Below are 20,172 nucleotides of genomic sequence, written 5' to 3'. Positions count from 1 at the left end.
TACCCGTGTTGATGATGTCGATTACTTGAGAATGATGACGTCCCGATCAGGATTCTCCGCATAAAGGCGCTCCACCAGCCCGGCGCGGCGCTCCAGGCCGGCGCGCTGGTTGATGTAACCCTTGTCGGTGAGCTCGTTACCGTCGATCGATGGCGGTTCCGCCATCAGCATGGCGCGCGCGATGATACGGCTGCTGGCGCCTTCGCACTCCTTGTTGTGAGCCTCCAGCCCGCGCCTGAAGCAAGCGATCACCTCGGGATGCTTCACTGCATCCTCGAAGCTGAGATCGGGATTGCCGACGAGCTGGCGGCAGGCATGCAGGTTCGGCCACGCCAGCAGGCCGATGAAGGCACGATCCTGCCCCGCGACCAGCGCGTCATGCACGACGGGCGTCGCGGCGGCGATCGCATCCGTACGGAGCGAACCGACATGGACGAAGGTGCCGGTGGTCAGCTTGAAATCCTCGACGACGCGCCCGGCAAAGATGATGCCCTTCACCGGATCGGTGTCGTCGACGAAGATTCCGGCGTCGCCGATGCAATAAAAGCCTTCCTCGTCGAACATCTTCTTCGTCAGGTCAGGCTGGCCGAAATAGCCCGGCGTGACGTTGACGCCGCGCAGACGCAGCTCGTATTTCGAGCCGCAGGGCACCATCTTCAACTCGACGCCGGGGAACGGCAGGCCGATCAGGCCGACGCGTTCGGTGTCCCAATAGGTACCGGTCGATGTCGGCGCGGTCTCGGTCGAGCCCCACCCGGTGTAGAACACGATGCGCTCACCGGTGGTCTTCACGGCGAGGGCCTGCATGCGGTCGTAGAGATCATCCGGCAGTCGCGCGCCGCCATAAGCCATGATCGAGAGGTTCTTGAAGAAGGATCGGCACAGCGCGTCGTCCTTTTCCATGGCGGCGGCGAGCGCGGCATAGCCCGCGGGGACGTTGGCGTAATAGGTCGGCGAGATCTCGCGCAGATTGCGCAGCGTCTCATCGAACTGGCCCGGCATCGGCCGGCCGTCATCGATATAGAGCGTGCCGCCATCGACCAGGATGGGATGGAACGCCGCATTGCCGCCCATGGTGTGGTTCCAGGGCATCCAGTCCAGCATGGTCGAGATCGGACCGCCGGGATCGCGCGGCCGTACCTGCATCATCATCGCCGCATTGGCGCACATCATCGCTTGCGTGTTGATGACGGCCTTGGGCATGCCGGTCGAACCTGACGTGAACAGCAGTTTGCCGACGGTCTCAGGCGTGATCTTCGCGATCGACGCTTCGACATCGGCGGTCACGGCTGTCGCCGCGAGCTCGGCGAAGCTGACGCTCTCGATACCCTCGCAGGGCCGCGAGACGTGAACGACGGTGACGCCGGTGAGATCGAGCGCTTTCAGCGCCTTCTCGAAGGTTGGGCCGTCCTGCACCATCACCACGCCGGGCTTGATGAGGTCGAACAGGTATTTCAGCTTGACGTGATCATGGCTCATCAATGAGTAGGCCGGCGAGACCGGCGCGGCAGGGACGCGCGCCTGCATCGCGGCCTGCGTCATCAACGCGTGCTCGATCGAATTGCCGGAGAGGATCGCGACCGGGCGGCCATCGAGCGCGAGATTGAGCAGGCCTTGCGTCAGCGCATCCACGGTGCGCTTGGCTTCGCCATAGGACAATTTGCGCCATTCGCGGTTCGGGCCACCGCGCTGGGCAAGCCAGATCCGCTCTGGCGCTTCCTTCGCCCATTTTGCCAGCGAAGCCGGAATATGCTTCTCGTAGGTCTGCAGCGGGATGCGCGACTTCAGCACCACCGTGCCGTCGTCGCGGCGCTCGACGTCGATGTCGCGCGCAAGCCACTTGACCTTGCGAAAGGTGGGTTTCGTCATCACCGCCGCCGCGCTTCCACTCATAGTGCGTCTCCCGGAATTTCTCGTCCTTTACGGATCTTCATTGTCAGCGCCTGATATAGACAGGCTTTCGCTTCTCAAGGAAGGCCCTGATGCCTTCCGAAAATTCCTCGGAGCGGCTGCACAGGACCTGGTTGCGATCCTCCATCGCGATTACGGCTTCCAGCGATCCGGCATCGACGCTCATGTTGAGACATTCTTTGGACAGGCGTAGGCCCACGGGCGAGGCCGTGATCATCGCGTCGACATAGGGTTCGGCGGCCTCAGCGAGCTTGTCCTCGTCGACGACCTCGGAGACCAGCCCGACCGCGAGTGCGCGTTCGGCCCCGATGAAGCGTCCGGTGAGGATCAGCTCCGATGCCACGGAGACACCGACAAGGCGTGGCAGGAAATAGCTGGTGCCAATGTCGCAGCCGCCAAGGCCGAGCTTGATGAAGGCGCAGTTCATCCGCGCCGATCTCGTCGCGATGCGGATATCGGAGGCGAGCGCGAGTGCAAAGCCGCCGCCGGCGGCCGCGCCCTGTACCAGCGCGAGGATCGGCTGCGGACAGCGCCGCATCAGCATCACGATGTCGGCGATGCGTCGCTGCGAATCCAGCGACTCGGTGACATCAGGCGGCTCCTGCTGCCCGGCACGACGCTGCATTGCAGCCTTGAGGTCGAGGCCCGCACAGAAATTCTTGCCAGCGCCCTTCAGCACCACGACGCGCGTGTCGCGGTTGCGCTGGAGGCCCTGGAAGTAGACATTGAGCGCGTCGATCAGCGCAGGATCGAGCGCGTTGAGGTGTTCCGGACGATTGAGCGTCACGGTATCGACGCCGTCATTGTGCTCGATCAGCAGCAGTTGGGACATGCGCGCGACTTCCTTCATCCGCAACGATGGTGCCGATTACTGCGCCCTCTCCCCTTGTGGGAGAGGGCATGTACGTCACGCGCCGCGCATTCGCTCGGGTGAGGGGTCTGCCTCCACAGGTGAGATCGTGGAGAGAACCCCTCATCCGGCGCGCTCAGGAGCGCGCCACCTTCTCCCACAAGGAGAGAAGGAAAAAGAGCTCTACCGCGGCGCCATGCGGATCGCGCCGTCGAGGCGAATGGTTTCGCCATTGAGCATTGGGTTCTCGACGATGTGCACGGCCAGCGACCCGTATTCATTGGCGTCGCCGAGACGCGCGGGATGCGGCACCTGGGCACCGAGGCTCTTGCGGGCCTCTTCGTTCAAGCCCATCAGCAGCGGCGTCAGAAATAGCCCGGGGGCGATGGTGTTGACGCGGATCTTCTGGCTCGCGAGGTCGCGCGCGGCCGGCAGCGTGAGACCGACGACGCCGCCCTTCGACGCTGCATAGGCGATCTGGCCGATCTGGCCTTCGTAAGCCGCGACCGAAGCAGTGTTGACGATGACGCCGCGCTCTTCACCGACCGGCTCGATCGTGACCAAGCGCTCGGCGAACAGACGCAGGCAGTTGAACGTGCCGATCAAATTGACGTTGATGATGCGCGCGAACTTTTCCAGCGGGTAGACTCCATCGCGGCCGACGATGCGCTGCGAGCCGCCGATGCCGGCGCAGTTCATCAGCACGCGCGCGACGCCGTGCGCGGCTTCCGCATTGGCGATCGCCGCCTTGATCTGCTCCTCGCTGGTGACGTCGGCATGAAGCGCGATGCCCTTCACTTCGGCGGCGACCTTCTCGGCGTTTTCCTTGCTCTGGTCGATCACGCCGATCTTGGCGCCCTTGGCGGCCATGGCGCGGGCGGTCGCGGCACCAAGGCCCGACCCGCCGCCGGTGATGAGAACGGCTACGTCTTTCAACTGCATCGCTTGTACCTTTCCTCGAACCTTTTCCTTGGGCGTTTCTTCTCTAGACTTCTGCGTTCTGGCCGGATCATCCGGCCGCGGCGGCTTCCTCGATATTCGTGAGAATGCCGCCGCAGATCAGCGTTTCCATGTGCTTGATATATTGCCGGCAGACGTCGTCGGTGACCGGGCCGACGCCGGTCGCGCGTGACATCGCGTGCCGGCCGAAGAACAAATGATCGCAGGCGCCGATCAGGCTGGTGTAGAACAGCACGGGATCGGTGGCGCGGAATTCGCCCTGACTGACACCTTCGGCGAGCAGGCGGCGATGGAAATCCAGCAGCGGTGCGACGAAGAATTTCGAGACTTCGTCCGCGGAGCCCGCGACGCTCTCGTGCAGCAGATAGTGAATCAACCGGTTCATGTAGGGAAACCGGTGATAGGCGCGGATGATGCCGCCGATGTGCAGCTTCAGCTTCGCGGTCGGCGTGATCGGCTGCGCCAGCAGATATTCCAGGTTGGACAGTTCCGTTCCTGCGTCGCGCTCGAGCAGCGCCAGCAGCAGGCCGTCCTTGTTGCCGAAGTGATATTTGACCAGCGCGGCGTTGGCGCCGGACTTCTGGGCGATGTCGCTCAGGGAAATCTCGATCGAGGAGCGTTCGATCATCAGCTCGCTCGCGGCCACGAGCAATTTCTCTGCCGTGGAATTCTTTCCGCTGGGGAGCCTGTTCGGTACGCTGGTAGTCACGGAGATCCCGGATTTTGGCGGAAGAGCGGCCGCAGATAAGCCCAAGCAGCGCCTCCCCACAAGAGTTAATTGATCGATTGACTAAACAACCGGTCGCCCCTTAAATCCCGCCCCGACAACCAACCGTTCAAAATAATCCAGGGAGAAACCGACATGGCCGAGGCTTATATCGTCGCCGCTGCGCGTACCGCCGGTGGGCGCAAGGGGGGCCGCCTCGCCGGATGGCATCCGGCCGATCTCGCCGCGAAGGTGCTGGACGAGTTGGTCGACCGCACCAAGGTCGATCCCGCGCTGGTCGAGGATGTGATCATGGGCTGCGTCATGCAGGTCGGCGAGCAGTCCAACAACGTGGCGCGCAACGCCATCATGGCCTCGAAACTGCCGGAGAGCGTGCCGGGCACCTCGATCGACCGCCAATGCGGCTCGTCGCAGCAGGCGCTGCATTTTGCTGCGCAGGCCGTTATGTCGGGCGCGATGGACGTGGTGATCGCCGCCGGCGTGGAATCGATGACGCGCGTGCCGATGGGCCTGTCGTCGCAGCTTCCCGCCAAGAACGGCTTTGGCAATTACAAGAGCCCGGGTATCGAGCAGCGTTATCCCAACATCGTGTTCAGCCAGTTCACCGGCGCCGAGATGATGGCCGAGAAGTACGGCCTCTCCAAGGATGAGCTCGACGAGTACTCCTACAACAGTCATCAGCGCGCGATCGCGGCGACGCAGGCCGGCCGTTTCAAGACGGAGATCGTGCCGCTTGAGATCACCCGCGCCGACGGCTCCAAGGACACCCACCACATCGACGAGGGCATCCGCTTCGACGCCACACTCGACGGCATCAAGGGCGTCAAGCTGATCGCCGAGAATGGCAAGCTCTCCGCGGCCAGCGCCAGCCAGATCTGCGACGGCGCTTCCGGCGTGATGGTGGTGAACGAGCGTGGCCTGAAGCAGCTCGGCGTGAAGCCGCTGGCGCGCGTCCACCACATGACCATGATGGGTGGCGATCCCGTGATCATGCTCGACGCACCGCTGCACGCCACCAAGCGCGCGCTGGAGAAGGCCGGCATGGCGATCGACGACATCGACCTGTTCGAGGTCAACGAGGCCTTTGCCTCGGTGCCGACCGCGTGGCTGAAGACCACCGGCGCCGATTCGGAACGTCTCAATGTCAATGGCGGCGCCATCGCGCTCGGCCATCCGCTCGGCGGCTCCGGCACCAAGCTGATGACGACGCTGGTGCATGCCTTGCATCAGCGCGGCAAACGCTATGGCCTGCAGACCATGTGCGAAGGCGGCGGCATGGCGAATGTGACGATCGTGGAGCGGCTGTAAGCCCTCTCGTGTCCCGGACGCGCTGCAGCGTGAAACGCTGCGGCGCAGAGCCGGGACCCATGCCTCACAATGGACCCCGGATATCCGGGGAACGTTACTCCCAGCCGCGTAAACAGAGACATGACACACCCCTCCATCCACGCCCGCGCCACACCCGACAAGATCGCCTATCAAATGGCCGGGACCGGCAAGGCGATTACCTATCGCGAGCTCGACGAGCTCTCGAACCAGGGCGCGCACCTGTTCCGCTCGCTCGGGCTGAAGGCCGGCGACCACATCGCGCTGCTGATGGAGAACCGCCTCGCCTTTATGGAGATCTGCTGGGCTGCGCAACGCAGCGGGCTCTATTACACCGCGATCAGCCGCTATTTAAAGCAGGACGAGATCGACTACATCATCGCCGATTGCGGCGCCAAGGTCGTGATCACGACACCGAAATGTGCCGACCAGATCAAGACGCTGATCAAGGGTGCGCCCGGCGAGCCGGTCTTCTACATGATGGACGAGCCGCAAGCCGGCTTCCGCTCCTACGACAGGGAAGCCGCCGCACAGCCGACAACGCCGATCGCCGACGAGGTTGCCGGCTATGACATGCTGTATTCGTCGGGCACCACGGGCCGGCCCAAGGGTATCAAGAAGGCTTTCGAGGGCAAGCCGATCGACGAGCCGAACGCGTTTCTGCGCGTGCTCTGCGCCAGCATGTGCGGCATGAACGCCGAGACTATTTATCTCTCACCGGCACCGCTCTATCACGCCGCTCCCTTGCGCTTCAACATGATGGCGGTCCTGCTCGGCGGCACCTCCATCATCATGGAGCACTTTGACGCCGAAGATTTCCTGAAACTGGTCGAAAAGTACAAGGTGACCCAGGCGCAGCTGGTGCCGACCATGTTCGTGCGCATGCTGAGGCTGCCGAACGAGGTCCGTAACCGCTACGAAGTCTCGACATTGAAGGGCGCGATCCACGCCGCCGCCCCCTGCCCGGTCGAGGTCAAGGCCAAGATGATCGAATGGTGGGGGCCGATCCTGATCGAATATTACGCGGGCTCCGAAGGCAACGGCGTCACCGTCTGCAACTCGAAAGAATGGCTGGAGCACCGCGGCAGCGTCGGCCGCGCCGTGGTCGGCAACATCAAGATTCTGGACGAGAACGACGCGGAGCAGCCGACGGGCGAAATCGGCACGGTCTATTTCGCCGACGCGCCGGTTTTCGCCTATCACAACGATCCCGAGAAGACGAAGAAGGCCTATAACGCAAAAGGCTGGTCGACGCTCGGCGACGTCGGCTATCTCGATAGAGATGGCTTTCTCTTTCTCACCGACCGCAAGTCCTACATGATCATCTCGGGCGGCGTGAACATCTACCCGCAGGAGACCGAGGACGTGCTCATCACCCACCCCGAGGTCGCCGACGTCGCCGTGTTCGGTGTGCCGAACGAGGAGATGGGCGAAGAGGTCAAGGCGGTGGTGCAGCCGCACGATCCCAAGCGCGCCGGCAAGGAGCTCGAGGCCGACCTGATCGCCTACTGCAGGAGCCGCCTCTCGACGATCAAATGCCCACGCTCGATCGATTTCGAGGCCGAGCTGCCGCGCACGCCAACCGGCAAGCTGGTGAAGCGGCATTTGCGCGATAAATATTGGCCGAAGACGGCGGCGAAGATCTAGCCCGCGGCGTCATCGCCTCAATCGAACAAGCTCGGCGTGTGGTTCACCAGCGCGCCTTCGATCTCCAGCATCTTCAGCTTCGTCACCACGCCGCCATTCGCGGAGAAGCCGCCGGGCTTGTTGCCGGCCGCCAGCACGCGATGGCAGGGCACGACGATCGGGCACGGGTTGCGGCCGAGCGCCTGGCCCACGTCGCGCGACAGCTCGACACCGCCCAGTTGCTTGGCGATGTCGCCATAGGTGACGGTCTTGCCCGGCGGAATGGTGCGGGCGATGGCGTAGACGCCGCGGTTGAAGTCGGGCACGCCGTCGAGATCGAGCGGGATGTCGGTGAGGGCATCCGGCTCGCCCGCGAGCAGTTTTGTGATGCGGTCGATCGCCTGCTGTACTTCGGCGGTCGGCGCGGCTTCGCTGGCATCGGCATGGCGCTGGCTGATGCGGGTGCGGATCTTCTGCTCACCGCCCATCGGCAGTTGCGTGCCGTTGATGCCGCGCGGACCCCAGGCAATGGCGCAAAGGCCGATCTTGCTGTCGAACAGGGCAAAATGCTGGTCGGTCATAACTTGGTCCTTGGCTTGCGTTCCCCTCGCATGCCCCAATGTGAACTGAGCTCAAATCTAGACTTGGAAATAGTTGCGATCCACCCGGTTTCCGGGAATCTTGCACAGGAGTTCCGCCTTCCCTGTTTGCGAGCCCAGAATGCAAAGCCTCCACGTCAACGGATACGACATGCCCTATCTCGACGTGGGCGAAGACCGAGGGCGGCCGCCGCTGGTCTGCGTGCATGGTTCGCTCAACGACTTTCGTGTCTGGGGCTGCGTGCTCGGTCCGCTGTCCCAGCGGCACCGGCTGATGGCCGTCAGCCTGCGGCACTTCTTCCCCGATCGCTGGGATGGCGTTGGCGACACCTATTCGATCGCCCAGCATGTCGACGACGTCATCGCCTTCATCGAGGAACTCGACCTCGGCCCGGTTGATTTGATGGGCCATTCCCGCGGCGGGCACATCTGCTTCCGCGTGGCGCAGCGGCGGCCGGACCTGCTCCGGCGGCTGGTGCTGGCCGAGCCCGGCGGGGAGCTCGACGCGAGCCTCGATCCAGACTATGCCGGCGGCCCCTCGCCGTTGCTGGCGCGGTTCACGGCCTCGGCCGAGAAGATCGCGGCCGGCGACATCGACGGCGGCCTTGCAGTCTTCGTCGACACGCTGGAAGGGCCCGGCACCTGGCCGCGGCTGCCGGCCCTGGTGAAGCAGAATCTGCGTGACAACGCCTTCACGCTGATCGGCCAGGTCCGCGACAACCGCCCGCCGTTCTCGAAGGCCGACGCGGAGTCCATCAGGATGCCGACGCTGTTCATCCTGGGCGCGCGGACCAAGGGCCTGCTGCCGAAAGTGCTGCATGCGCTCGCGGCGCATGTGCCGTATTCCAGGACGGCGGTCATCCCAAACGCAACGCACCCGATGTTCGAGCAGGCGCCGCAGAAATTCTCCGAACTGGTGCTGGATTTTCTGGCGGGCTGATCATGCAGACACTTCGCGTCAATGGTTACGACATGGCCTATCTCGAAGTGGGCGAGGGGCCGCCGCTGGTCTGCGTGCACGGCACGCTCGGCGATTTCCGCACCTGGTACTCCGTGCTCGGTCCGCTGTCGAAATCGCATCGCGTGATCTCGGTCAGCCTGCGGCATTTCTTTCCCGAACATTGGGATGCCGTCGGCGACGATTACAAGATGGCCCAGCACGTCGCTGACGTGATCGCTTTCATCGAGCAGGTCGAACCCGCGCCGGTCGATCTGATGGGCCATTCGCGCGGCGGCCACATCGCCTTTCGTGTGGCGCAGTCGCGGCCCGATCTGTTGCGAAAGCTGGTGCTGGCAGAACCCGGCGGTGATCTCGATGCGAGCCTGCCGGTGCCTGCGGGCACGCCCGCGCATCCGCCGCTGGCCGCGCGCACGGCGCGCTCGGTCGAGATGATCCGCGCCGGCGACGTCGAGGGGGCGCTGCAGAACTTCTACGAAGGCATCGAAGGCGACGGGTCGTGGCGGCGCGTGCCGGCGGCGGCGAAGCAGCAATTGCGCGATAACGCGATCACCTTCCTCGGCCAGATCAACGAGCAGCGCAGGCCCTACACGCTCGCGGACGCGCAGGCGATCACGACCCCGACCCTCCTGATCGGCGGCGGGGCGACGACGGGGAGCCTGTCGGTGATGTGGCGTGTGCTGGCCGAGCACATCACCGGGGCCAAGACGGCCGTGATCCCCAATGCCGGCCACTGGATGTTCGAGCAGGCACCGCTGCAGTTCGGCGAGGCCGTGAGCGCGTTTCTGGCTGAGTAAGGGCCTCACACCTCTTTTTCTCGAAAACAACCCCATGCACAGTAGCCGGCATTAGCAATATCAATGGCTTAGAGGAGCGCAAGAATGAGGCTAGTCGCCCCCTTGGCCGCGCTTGACGCCCTTCCCCTTCTCGCCGTATCTTCGAATACGGAATTCCGTATTCCCTCTCATGGTCACGGAGCTGCCGGCGTGATCCCTCTCGACCCGCTTCCGAACTTGATCGACCAGGTCTATGCGCGGATCCTGGAGGCGATCTCCGACCGCACGCTGCAGCCCGGCCAGCGCATCCGGCAGAACGAGCTCGCCGACAGGCTCGGCGTGTCGCGCCAGCCGGTGTCGCATGCGCTGCACCTGTTGCACCGGCAGGGACTCGTCGCCGAGAGCGGCCGGCGCGGCTTTGAAGTCACCCAGCTCGATCCCGCACGCATCCGCCAGCTCTACGAGGTGCGCGGCGCGATCGATGCGCTGGCGGCACGGCTTGCCGGCGAACGCGCCGCAAGCGATGCGGTGGGACGCGCGCGGCTGGAGGCGGTGCTCGCCGCCGGGCGCGGGATCGATGGCAAGACCACGCTCGCCGAGCTGATCGCGCTCGACGTCGCGTTTCATCGCGCGATCTATCGGCTCTCCGGCAATCCCGTGATCGAGGAGACGATCACGCCGCAATGGCCGCATATGCGCCGCTCGATGGCGACGGTGCTGTCGGAGCTCGATTACCGCGGCAGCGCCTGGGCCGAGCATGCCGACATCGCCGGACACATTCTCGCGGGCGATGCGAAGGCGGCGGAACGTGCGGCGCTTGCGCACGCGCAGACGGCGGGACGGATGACTGAGGAGAGATTGAGGGCGACGGAAGAGGCGGCGGCGTAGCGACCGCCACTGCCAAGACGTGGATGGCCGGCCAAGACGAGCGACAACAAATCAAAACAGGAGGACGCGCCGTGAAACTGTCCCAGGAGCAATTGGAGTTCTTCCACCACGAGGGCTGGCTGTTCCTGCCCGAACTGTTCAGTCCGGAGGAGGTCGATCTCCTCGCGCGCGAGGCGGTCGGCATCTATGACACGAACCGGCCGGAAGTCTGGCGCGAGAAGAGCGGCGCGCCACGCACCGCCTTTGCCGCGCATCTCTACAACGAGGCGTTCGGCATTCTGGGTGCTCATCCGCGCATGATCGGCCCGGTCGAGCAGCTGTTCGGCGAGCAGGTCTACATGCACCAGTTCAAGATCAACGCGAAATCCGCCTTCACCGGCGATGTCTGGCAATGGCACCAGGATTACGGCACCTGGAAGCGCGACGACGGCATGCCCGAGCCGCGCGCGATGAACATCGCGATCTTCCTGGACGAGGTGATGCCGATCAACGGCCCGCTGATGCTGGTACCGCAGAGCCAGAACGCCGGCGACCTCAAGGCCTCGCATGACCTCGCGACGACCTCCTATCCGCTGTGGACGCTGGACGAGGAGACCGTGACGCGGCTGGTCAAGCAGGGCGGCATCGTTGCGCCGACGGGAAAGCCCGGCGGCATGCTGATGTTCCACGGCAATCTCGTGCACGGCTCGGCCGGCAACATCACGCCCTATCCGCGCAAGATCGTGTACCTGACGCTGAACGCGGTTTCGAATTACATCCGTACCCCGACGCGGCCGGAGTACATCGCGCATCGCGATTTTGCACCGATCAAGACGGTGGAGGACGACGCACTGGTGCGGCTCGCCCGTGCGCCGCGGCAGGCGGCGGAGTAGGACACTCTCGTGCCCCGGACGCAGCGCAGCGCGAAGCGGTGCGCTGCAGAGCCGGGCCCATACCACACGGATAGTTTTCTTTCTGGGTGCCGGCTCTGCGGAGTAGCGCCATAGTGCGTCGAAGACGCGCGTGAACGCGCTTATGGCGCTGCACCGCGTCCGGACCACCATACTTGATCGGGTAACAACATGAACCTCTTCCGCCTCCTCCAGGCCCGCGCTGCCGCCGGCAAGCCCGTCCGTGTGGCGCTGATCGGCGCCGGCAAATTCGGCTCGATGTTCCTGGCGCAGGTGCCGCACACGACGGGGCTGGAGGTACCCATCATCGTCGACATCGATCGCGACCGCGCGCGCGAGGCCTGCCGCACGGTGGGCTGGAGCGCCGAGCGGATCGCCGCCACCGTCTTCACCGATGATGGCGCGCGCGCCATCGCCGGCGGCGCGATGGACGTGGTGGTGGAGGCGACCGGCAATCCCGCCGTCGGCATCAAACACGCCCGCGCGGCGATCGCGGCCGGCAAGCATATCGTGATGGTCAATGTCGAGGCCGACGTGCTTGCCGGTCCGCTGCTCGCCCAGGAAGCCCGCAAGGCCGGCGTGGTCTACTCGCTCGCCTATGGCGACCAGCCGGCGCTGACCGCGGAAATGGTGGATTGGGCGCGCGCCACCGGTTTTCACGTCGTTGCCGCCGGCAAAGGCACAAAATATCTGCCGGCCTATCACGACGTGACGCCCGACAGCGTCTGGCAGCATTACGGGTTGACCGCGGGCGAGGCGCAATCGGCCGGGATGAATCCGCAGATGTTCAACTCCTTCCTCGACGGTACCAAATCGGCGATCGAGATGGCCGCGATTGCGAACGCCTGCGGACTGGACGTGCCTGCGGAGGGCCTGCTGTTTCCACCCTGCGGCGTCGACGACCTGCCGCATATCATGCGGCCGGGCAGCAAGGGCGGCGTGCTGGAGCGATCGGGCGTCGTGGAGGTGGTCTCCTCGCTCGAGCGCGATGGAAGGCCGGTGTTTCGCGATCTGCGCTGGGGCGTCTACGTCGTGCTGGAGGCGCCGAACGACTACGCCGCCGACTGCTTCAGGCAATACGGCCTCAAGACCGACGGCAGCGGACGGTACGCGGCGATGTACAAGCCCTACCATTTGATCGGCCTCGAGCTGAACATCTCGGTGCTGTCGGCCGCGCTGCGGGGCGAGCCGACCGGGCAGCCCCATGGTTTCCGCGGCGACGTCGCCGCCGTGGCAAAACGCAATCTGCGCGCCGGCGAGATGTTGGACGGCGAAGGCGGCTACACGGTGTGGGGCAAGCTGTTGCCGGCGGCCGCGAGCCTCAAGGCCGGCGCGCTGCCTATCGGGCTGGCGCATCGCGTGAGGCTGAAGCACGACGTCGCCCATGGCGAGATCGTGCGCTGGAGCGATGTCGAGTTCGACGCGGGCAACGAGACGATCAGGACGCGGAAGGCCATGGAAGCGGCGTTCATTAGCGCAGAGTAGGCCCTGTACTCATAAAATCGAGATTTATTGGTGCGGACTGAGCGATGTCCGCTGGCCGCCACATGTGCGCGACAGAGGGGCGAACATGCTCTGCTGAGTTCCGCCGCCTTCACCAGTCCATTGATTTCAGTGGCAACCATGGCAAGGTAGCTCGCGCGGCACAACCAGTTGGACGCATGATGATGGTGGGCTCGGTCGTCAATGAAGATCGGCTCGCGAAAGAAAGTTTTTCTTTTGGGCCCTTTGAATTAATCCCGGAGCGGAGACGTCTAGAAAAATCGGGTGTACCACTTCAGTTGGGCGCCCGTAGCTTGGACATCCTTACAGTTCTTGTCGAGCATGCTGGCGAAGTTGTCAGCAAGAAGACTCTGCTAGCTCGGGTTTGGGCCGGCGTCACCGTCGACGAGGGTAGCCTTAGATTTCATATGGCGGGCTTGCGCAAGGTGCTCGGCGATGGAGAGGCCGGAGCGACGTATGTCACGACCGTGCCAGGACAAGGGTATAGCTTCGTGGCGCCTGTCTCACGAACGCTCAAGCCTGTTGCTGAAATCGCAAAATCGGGTCGACGCTCAACATTTCCGAATCGCCTTGGCAGGATGATTGGCAGGGACGACGCCGTGCAAGCGATCTCCTCGCATCTTATGGCCGAACGATTCGTGTCCATTGTCGGTCCGGGCGGGATCGGAAAAACAACTCTGGCAATATCTGTCGGCCACCAACTCACTACAGAGTTTGCCGATCTGGTTCACCTTATTGACCTGGGCTCACTTTCTGATCCGCATCTCGTGGCGGGTACGATCGGCTCGGCGCTCGGACTTGCCGTTGACGATCGCGATCCTATCCCCGGCCTTCTGGCCGCACTGCGAGACATCCGAGTTTTGCTGGTGCTCGATAGCTGCGAGCGTGTGATTGAGGCGGCTTCTGCGCTGGCAGAAACCATCTTCGAGGAAACGCCGCAAGTTTACATCTTGGCAACAAGCCGTGAAACCTTGCGGGTCAGAGGCGAGCACGTTCATTGGATAGCTCCCCTCGAGTTTCCGCCTGAGGGTCCCAATGCACGAGAGGCGATGGCATACGCTGCAGTACAGCTTTTTGTCGAACGCGTTACAGCAAGTCAGCCTCAGTTCATACTCAACGACGTCGATGCACCGGTCGTGGCCGAGATCTGCCGAAAGCTCGACGGAATCCCCCTCGCAATCGAACTCGCAGCTGGTCGTGTGGACGCTTACGGAGTCCATGACGTTTTGCGGCTCCTCGACCACAAGTTCGAGCTCTGGCGAGGCCGGCGAACGGCGTTGCCGCGACACCAGACTCTGGCTGCAACGCTCGACTGGAGCTACGATCTTTTGCCGGAGCTTGAGCAGATTATCCTGCGCCGACTATCTGTTTTCGTTGGGCCGTTTACGATCGAGGCTGCCTTCGCGATCGCGGCCGGAGATGATTTGGACGATTCGCAGGTGATCGAGTCCGTTGCCAGTCTTGCCGCCAAGTCACTTCTGACAGCGAACGCTCGTCTCGCCATCCCGCTATACCGATTGCTGGATACCACCCGCGGGTATGTGCAGGAACAGTTGGCCAGAAGCGATGATGCAAACCTCGTTGCTCGCCGTCATGCTGTCTATCATTTAACTTTATTCGAGCGGATTGGGGTCGAGCTGTCCGGTTTCCGGAAGAGCGAAAATGCGTCTGCCTCCAAGCTCGTTCGGTCCCTGAAAGGGGCAGGAAGCAACAATCTGACCGAAGCATCGGTTGCCACTAATGGTCGGCCGATCGATGAGATCCGCGTTGCCCTCGACTGGGCGCATGGCAAGTCTGGTGATTCGCTGCTAGCGCTCGACCTCACGGCCGCTGCCGCACCGGTCTGGATTCATCATATGCTCATAGACGAATGTCGGGAGCGGACAGAGCAAGCGGTTTTCCAAATCGACGAAAAGCTGGGTCGTGACGCGCGCCGGGAGCTCCGCCTCTTCTTCACTTTGGCGGTTGCGCATATGGAATCGACCGGGGACGCTGCGATCATCGACGATGCGTGGTTGCGTGTATCCCGATTGGCTGAAGAACTGGACGACAACGAATATCGGCTGAGGAGCTTATGGGGTCTCTGGATAGGGCGATACCTAAGAGGCGATTTCCCCGGTGCACTGCAGATCGCCGAAAAATTCGTCAACCTGCCTGATGGCGCTATCGATGTCGCTGATCGTTTCGTCGGAGAGCGGATTTTGGGAGTGACGCGGCACATTCTAGGGGACCAAGCCGGCGCCCGGCGACATCTGGAAAAAATGCTGGCAGGCTACGTCGCGCCGCCAGGGCAAATGCACGCCCTGCGATATCAGTTTGATCAACATGTGGCTGCCCGAACGTACTACAGCCAAACGCTTTGGCTGTTGGGTTTTCCGGACCAGGCAGCCGCGGTCGGCAAACACGCCTTCGATCATGCGACGGCACTTGGACACGATTTTTCTCTTCTCTATGCGATTGCCTTCGGCGCTTGCCCTCTAGCGCTTGAGATCGGCAATTTTGATGCTGCGGAAGCGCTCATCTCAACTATGCTTCATCGAGAAGCGACGTTCAGAGCAATGGGAGTATGGGGCCGCTGTTATGCGGGTATTCTGGAGATGAAGGGTGGCCACACCGCTGCGGGCCTTGCCCTGCTTCGCGAAGGCTTGAGTGGCTTCCCCCCGACCGGCTTTCAAAGCCGCTATTTATTCCTTCTGGGCAATCTCGCACTCGGTGAGTCTGATATCGGCGATCACCGCGGAGCCAATACAACGATCGAAAGGGCGCTGGCTCAATCGGAAAGGAACGAGGACCGCTGGTTCGTCGCTGAACTGCTGCGCATCAAGGGTATCCTGGCGCTCAATCAAGGTGGCGCGGAGGCGCTCGTGTCGGCCGAAGCGCACCTCAATCACTCTCTCGAGTGGTCACGCCGCCAAGGCGCAATATCCTGGGAGCTCAGGACGGCGACAACTCTGGCATCCCTGATGCAGAAGCAGTCGCGTATCGGTGAGGCACGGGAGCTGCTAGCGCCCCTTTACGTTCGTTTCTCCGAGGGACTTGCCACTGCAGATTTAGTCAAAGCTCGTTCTCTGCTGACATTGTTGAACGAGCCAACCTAGCTTGGATCAATAAGGATTCGCAGCGTGATAGAGCCAGCCGCTACGAGAAAGAAGATGCCACGCCCACTCACCCCCGCAGAGCGTGATCTGGTTGCCTTTATTCTAGGTCAGCATTCGCCCTTGCAGGACCATTTTGGGCTCGTCGAGGAAATGAACGACGGTGGGATGGGTAGCCTTCTCTTTGTCGGCGCGGCAGATCGGCGTTTCGGCCGATGTATTGGCGAATGCGAATTCGACGATGCCGATGGAGTGCTGGTGTCGGTCGCGCTGAACCTCGGCCAGCGCGACGAGTTGTTTGAACTTGATCTGTGGAAAGTCGACTTTTCGCCGCTACAGAGGATCGCCGTCCTAGGTGATGTCCGTCCCTCACGGTGGTTGCGACACACGCTCAGATAAGCCAGATCTGAAGCCGTTCGAACCGGCTCGGCCAGCGGACCGCTCCGGGTCACAGTCTGACCTGGGCAACGATCCCGGACATATCCGCTTTGGCTCTCGGTCAGGGAAGCAGTCGCTCTTGCTTCGCCTGCCTGAACCACTTCCGGAACATATCCTCGGTGTCCATCATCTCGGTGAAGCCGGCGCGGTTGATCTTCACGGTCGAGACGATCGAGGGCGGACCGGATTCGGTCTGGCCGAAGCGCACGCTATAATCGGCGTATTGAAGCGAGAGCCCGACAAATTCGGCCAACGCAGGCGACACAAGATCGTGCTTGCGGCGCAGCGCATCCCAGGGGTCGACCCAGGATGGAAACGCCCTGGCGAGCGACAGCGGGACCGGCTTACCCGGCCTCATCTCCAGCGCATCCGCGACCGCAGGCCAGATGTTCTCCCAGGTGAAGACGTCGCCATTGGTCACGTTGAAGGCCTCGTTCCGCGCGGCCTCGGCCTCTCCCGACCAGGCGATGGCGCGGGCGAGGAGATCGACGTCGACGGCCTGCCCCACCCGCGGGGCGCCGCCGGGGTAATCGAGCGGCCTGCCCTGCTCGCGCAGCATCGCCGCGTAGACGCCGAGCGGTGGAATCAAATCCATGGCGCCCCCCATGGCGAGGCCGACGATCAGCACCGGCCGCAGGATGGTCCAATGCCAAGCCTTGCCGGCTTGGAGTTGGCGCAAGAAGTTTTCCTGCGCCCAGTAGAAGTTGGGCTGCTCGTACATTTCGGAGCGGCCTTCGCGGGCCGGCACGGTCAAGGGGCGAACGTGGACACCATAGGCCTTGGTGCCCTGCAGCAGGGCGACGTGCCTGAGGCCGGGCGCCACAGGCTCGAGCGCACCCATCAAATTGCGCAGCATCAAATCGTTGGTCTTGATCTGCTGCGGGTCGCGCCAGCCGTCGACGAGCTGCGGCGCCTCGTAGAGCGCGGCGTAGATCAGATGCGTTGCGCCGCTCAGTTCCGAGGCGGCACGCCCGCAATCCGCTGCGCTGGTCAGGTCGATCGGGACATGACGGGCACCGTAGAGGTCGCGCGGCTTCCGCCGGGACAGGGCAATGACATCGCACCCGCCCGAGACGCCGAAGTGTCGCAACGCGGCATTGCCGACGAGACCGCTCGCTCCGGCGACCACGATTTTCTTGCCCGTCATGCGCGAGCCTCCCTGGTTTTTGAATGACCGAATAGCAGATCGCTTGCAGGCCCGACTTGCGTCAGGCCGGCGTTCGCACCTGCGAGGCGCCCGTGAGGCTTGATTCCGGCGAAGCGCCCGGTCATCCTCGCCGCGGAACCGCAACGATCGGAATTCCATCTTCGAGTGCCCGCAAGGGCCGTTCGGAAACGCCACAACGTCTCAACAGACAACGTCGAGCGTCGACGAAGACAAGACGACACCAAGATCGGTCCCTGGTCGAAGCATCGACTTAACGGAGGGAAGCGCATGGAACGTCGTAAATTCCTGACGGCAGGCGGATTGGGCCTCGCCGCCAGTGCCGTCACTGCGCCGGCGATCGCGCAGTCGATGCCCGAGATCAAATGGCGATACGCCGCGAGCTGGCCGAAGGCGCTGGATACGCTCTACGGCGGCTGCGAGTATTTCGCCAAGCGCGTTGCCGAGATCACCGACAATCGTTTCCAGATCCAGCCATTCGCCGCCGGCGAGATCGTGCCGGGCCTGCAGGTGCTCGACGCCGTCGCCAACGGAACGGTGGAGATGGGCAACACCGCGCTGTATTATTACTGGGGCAAGAACCCCGCCTTCACGTTCGGCACGTCGCTGCCGTTCGGCTTGAACACGCGCCAGCATATTTCATGGCTGCAGTGGGGCGGCGGCCAGGACCTGATCAACAACCTGCTGAAGGAATACAACGCCATCGGCATTCCGACCGGATCCACCGGCGCGCAGATGGGTGGCTGGTTCCGGAAGGAGATCAAGTCGATCGACGATCTCAAAGGGCTGAAATTCCGGGTCGGCGGTTTTGCCGGAACGATCATCGCCAAGGTCGGCGGCGTGCCGCAGCAGATCGCGGCGGGCGACATCTATCCGGCGCTGGAGAAGGGCACGCTCGATGCCGCCGAATGGGTCGGGCCCTATGACGACGAGAAGCTCGGCTTCGTGAAGGTCGCGAAGTACTATTACTATCCGGGTTGGTGGGAAGGCACCGGCCAGGGTCACAACATCATCAACCTCGACAAGTGGAACACGCTGCCGAAGCACTACCAGGCCGCGGTCGATTCCGCGTCGCGCGATACCTTCACCTGGGTGACCGGCAAGTACGACTACGTCAATCCGCCGGCGCTGAAGCGCCTGCTGGTGGCCGGCGCGATCCTGAAGCCGTTCCCCCAGGAAGTGCTGGAAAGCTGCTATGGCGCGGCCAACGAGATCTACGCCGATCTCGCCAAGACCAATCCGCATTTCGGCAAGATGTATGCGAGCCTGACGGCTTTCCGCAGCGAATCGCTGGCCTGGATGCAGGTGGCCGAGCTGAGCTTCGACAGTTTCATGATGCGGATGCGGACACGGACGTAAGACGCCTGAGCGAGGCGTGACGTCGGAAACGACGAAAGCCCCGGAGATGTCTCCGGGGCTTTTTGTTGCGGCGATGTTTGCGGGGCTAAGCGAAAGCTCGCGTCACCAAAGGTGTCGTCGCCCGGCTTGACCCGGCGATCCAGTATCCAGAGGCCCTCGTTATAGAGCTCGCTCTCATCGCATCCGCCGCGGCGTACTGGATGCCCCGGTCAAGTCGAGGCATGACAGCGGTGAGAGTAGAGGTTCAGTTCTGATCGTCACCCAGCGCGGCGACCAGCTTGTCATAGTACTTGCCGACGAGGTCGATGTTGGCCTTGTTCTCGATCTGCGGCGCCGGCGTCTTCAGCGCTTCGTTGAGCTCGTCGAGCGCTTCCTTCTTGTCCTTGGCCGGCATCTTCTTGTCGGCCTGGACCTGCGCGATCTGCGCCTTGATCACGGCTTCGGTGCCGACATATTTCTTGGTCGCGGGATCGAAGCCGCCGAGCACCAGGCTGATGTTGTCGACGACGTTGTTGTAATCATCGTAGCTGGCAAAGCCGTTCTTCTTGGCGACGGCGTCGAGCTGGCCGATCACCTTCTGGTCGGGCGCGGTATTCTCGGGCAATTTTTCCGTGATCGCATCCATGTCCTTCTGCGCGGCGAGCACGCCGTCGAGTTGCTTGTCGGTCAGCGCGATCTGCTTCAGCGCAGATTCCTGTGCCTGGGCCTGTGCGGGCGCCGCCTGCTGTGCCGGCGCCGGTTGCTGCTTGGCCTGCGCGAGCGCGGTGCCGGATGATGCAAGCGATGCTGCGGACAGAAGGCACGCGACGCCGAGCGCGGAGAGGGCGGGACGAAGCAAGGCTGGCATGGAGGTCTCCTCGGATCTTTGATTGGCAGGACTCAGAGCCGGAATCGGATTATCGGTCCCCGCGTGAATGCCTCATGAACTTCCGCTCGGCCGCTCTCAACTCGACGAGAGCGAGGACAGTGGATGCAGCGGGCGGCGAGCGCCGGCTTCGGCGGCTCACGCGCCATCCATGCTGAACGGGGATCGTGACGGAAAGATGCAAGGGATGCAGCGTCGGTGCGGACAAATAAACGCCGCGCACAAACGAAAACGCC

17 protein-coding genes are annotated in these 20,172 nt (G+C 63.2%); 10 read left to right on the top strand and 7 right to left on the bottom strand.

Features of this window, described 5'->3' with window-relative positions; all coding sequences use genetic code 11:
• Nucleotides 1-21: 21 nt before the first annotated feature.
• From RX329_RS04805 to RX329_RS04790, 4 genes are all read right to left on the bottom strand, one after another.
• Nucleotides 22-1,893 (bottom strand): AMP-binding protein, encoded by a 1,872-nt coding sequence (locus tag RX329_RS04805; RefSeq protein ID WP_085350717.1) that lies wholly within the window; start codon nucleotides 1,891-1,893, stop codon nucleotides 22-24.
• Nucleotides 1,894-1,936: 43 nt separating this feature from the next.
• Nucleotides 1,937-2,743 carry an enoyl-CoA hydratase/isomerase family protein gene (locus RX329_RS04800; protein WP_085361287.1) on the bottom strand — a complete coding sequence of 269 codons (807 nt, stop codon included), beginning with the start codon at nucleotides 2,741-2,743 and terminating at the stop codon, nucleotides 1,937-1,939.
• A 201-nt stretch (nucleotides 2,744-2,944) separates the two neighbouring features.
• Nucleotides 2,945-3,703, bottom strand: coding sequence for an SDR family NAD(P)-dependent oxidoreductase (locus RX329_RS04795; protein WP_018453286.1), 759 nt, complete (start codon nucleotides 3,701-3,703; stop codon nucleotides 2,945-2,947).
• A 67-nt stretch (nucleotides 3,704-3,770) separates the two neighbouring features.
• A complete protein-coding gene (locus tag RX329_RS04790) occupies nucleotides 3,771-4,373 on the bottom strand; it encodes a TetR family transcriptional regulator (protein ID WP_018453285.1) in 603 nt (200 codons plus the stop codon).
• Between the two features lie 210 nt (nucleotides 4,374-4,583).
• Here RX329_RS04790 and RX329_RS04785 point away from each other — a divergent pair, with 210 nt between their 5' ends.
• Complete coding sequence (locus tag RX329_RS04785) at nucleotides 4,584-5,756, top strand: acetyl-CoA C-acetyltransferase (protein WP_018453284.1); 1,173 nt, start codon at nucleotides 4,584-4,586, stop codon at nucleotides 5,754-5,756.
• A 120-nt stretch (nucleotides 5,757-5,876) separates the two neighbouring features.
• Nucleotides 5,877-7,421 (top strand): acyl-CoA synthetase, encoded by a 1,545-nt coding sequence (locus RX329_RS04780; RefSeq protein WP_085385471.1) that lies wholly within the window; start codon nucleotides 5,877-5,879, stop codon nucleotides 7,419-7,421.
• 17 nt (nucleotides 7,422-7,438) lie between these two features.
• Here the strand turns inward: RX329_RS04780 and RX329_RS04775 are convergent, their stop codons facing one another.
• On the bottom strand, nucleotides 7,439-7,981 hold the full coding sequence (locus RX329_RS04775; RefSeq protein ID WP_085361211.1) for a methylated-DNA--[protein]-cysteine S-methyltransferase: 543 nt from the start codon (nucleotides 7,979-7,981) through the stop codon (nucleotides 7,439-7,441).
• 139 nt (nucleotides 7,982-8,120) lie between these two features.
• On the opposite strand from RX329_RS04775, the gene RX329_RS04770 reads away from it, so the two are divergent.
• From RX329_RS04770 to RX329_RS04740, 7 genes are all read left to right on the top strand, one after another.
• A complete protein-coding gene (locus RX329_RS04770; RefSeq protein ID WP_085361210.1) occupies nucleotides 8,121-8,939 on the top strand; it encodes an alpha/beta fold hydrolase in 819 nt (272 codons plus the stop codon).
• Between the two features lie 2 nt (nucleotides 8,940-8,941).
• Nucleotides 8,942-9,754, top strand: a complete 813-nt coding sequence (locus RX329_RS04765; protein ID WP_085385472.1) for an alpha/beta fold hydrolase — start codon at nucleotides 8,942-8,944, stop codon at nucleotides 9,752-9,754.
• Nucleotides 9,755-9,943: 189 nt separating this feature from the next.
• Nucleotides 9,944-10,621 (top strand): GntR family transcriptional regulator, encoded by a 678-nt coding sequence (locus tag RX329_RS04760; RefSeq protein ID WP_085350721.1) that lies wholly within the window; start codon nucleotides 9,944-9,946, stop codon nucleotides 10,619-10,621.
• A 71-nt stretch (nucleotides 10,622-10,692) separates the two neighbouring features.
• A complete protein-coding gene (locus RX329_RS04755) occupies nucleotides 10,693-11,493 on the top strand; it encodes a phytanoyl-CoA dioxygenase family protein (RefSeq protein WP_018453280.1) in 801 nt (266 codons plus the stop codon).
• A gap of 189 nt (nucleotides 11,494-11,682) precedes the next feature.
• Nucleotides 11,683-12,996, top strand: a complete 1,314-nt coding sequence (locus tag RX329_RS04750) for an NAD(P)H-dependent oxidoreductase (protein WP_018453279.1) — start codon at nucleotides 11,683-11,685, stop codon at nucleotides 12,994-12,996.
• 176 nt (nucleotides 12,997-13,172) lie between these two features.
• The gene (locus tag RX329_RS04745) at nucleotides 13,173-16,112 is read left to right on the top strand and encodes an ATP-binding protein (RefSeq protein WP_158091732.1); all 2,940 of its coding nucleotides are present in this window, start codon (nucleotides 13,173-13,175) and stop codon (nucleotides 16,110-16,112) included.
• A 54-nt stretch (nucleotides 16,113-16,166) separates the two neighbouring features.
• Nucleotides 16,167-16,508 carry a DUF6984 family protein gene (locus RX329_RS04740; protein WP_026232500.1) on the top strand — a complete coding sequence of 114 codons (342 nt, stop codon included), beginning with the start codon at nucleotides 16,167-16,169 and terminating at the stop codon, nucleotides 16,506-16,508.
• Nucleotides 16,509-16,608: 100 nt separating this feature from the next.
• Here the strand turns inward: RX329_RS04740 and RX329_RS04735 are convergent, their stop codons facing one another.
• A complete protein-coding gene (locus RX329_RS04735; RefSeq protein WP_085361208.1) occupies nucleotides 16,609-17,694 on the bottom strand; it encodes an NAD-dependent epimerase/dehydratase family protein in 1,086 nt (361 codons plus the stop codon).
• Nucleotides 17,695-17,982: 288 nt separating this feature from the next.
• Here RX329_RS04735 and RX329_RS04730 point away from each other — a divergent pair, with 288 nt between their 5' ends.
• On the top strand, nucleotides 17,983-19,071 hold the full coding sequence (locus RX329_RS04730) for a TRAP transporter substrate-binding protein (protein WP_085385474.1): 1,089 nt from the start codon (nucleotides 17,983-17,985) through the stop codon (nucleotides 19,069-19,071).
• A gap of 244 nt (nucleotides 19,072-19,315) precedes the next feature.
• Here the strand turns inward: RX329_RS04730 and RX329_RS04725 are convergent, their stop codons facing one another.
• Entirely contained in the window at nucleotides 19,316-19,918 is a 603-nt protein-coding gene (locus tag RX329_RS04725; RefSeq protein WP_018453274.1) for a hypothetical protein, read from the bottom strand.
• Nucleotides 19,919-20,172 lie beyond the last annotated feature (254 nt).

It is taken from the genome of Bradyrhizobium sp. BWC-3-1 (assembly GCF_032917965.1).
Classification (GTDB): domain Bacteria; phylum Pseudomonadota; class Alphaproteobacteria; order Rhizobiales; family Xanthobacteraceae; genus Bradyrhizobium; species Bradyrhizobium canariense_D.
This window is presented reverse-complemented; position numbering and strand designations above follow the sequence as displayed.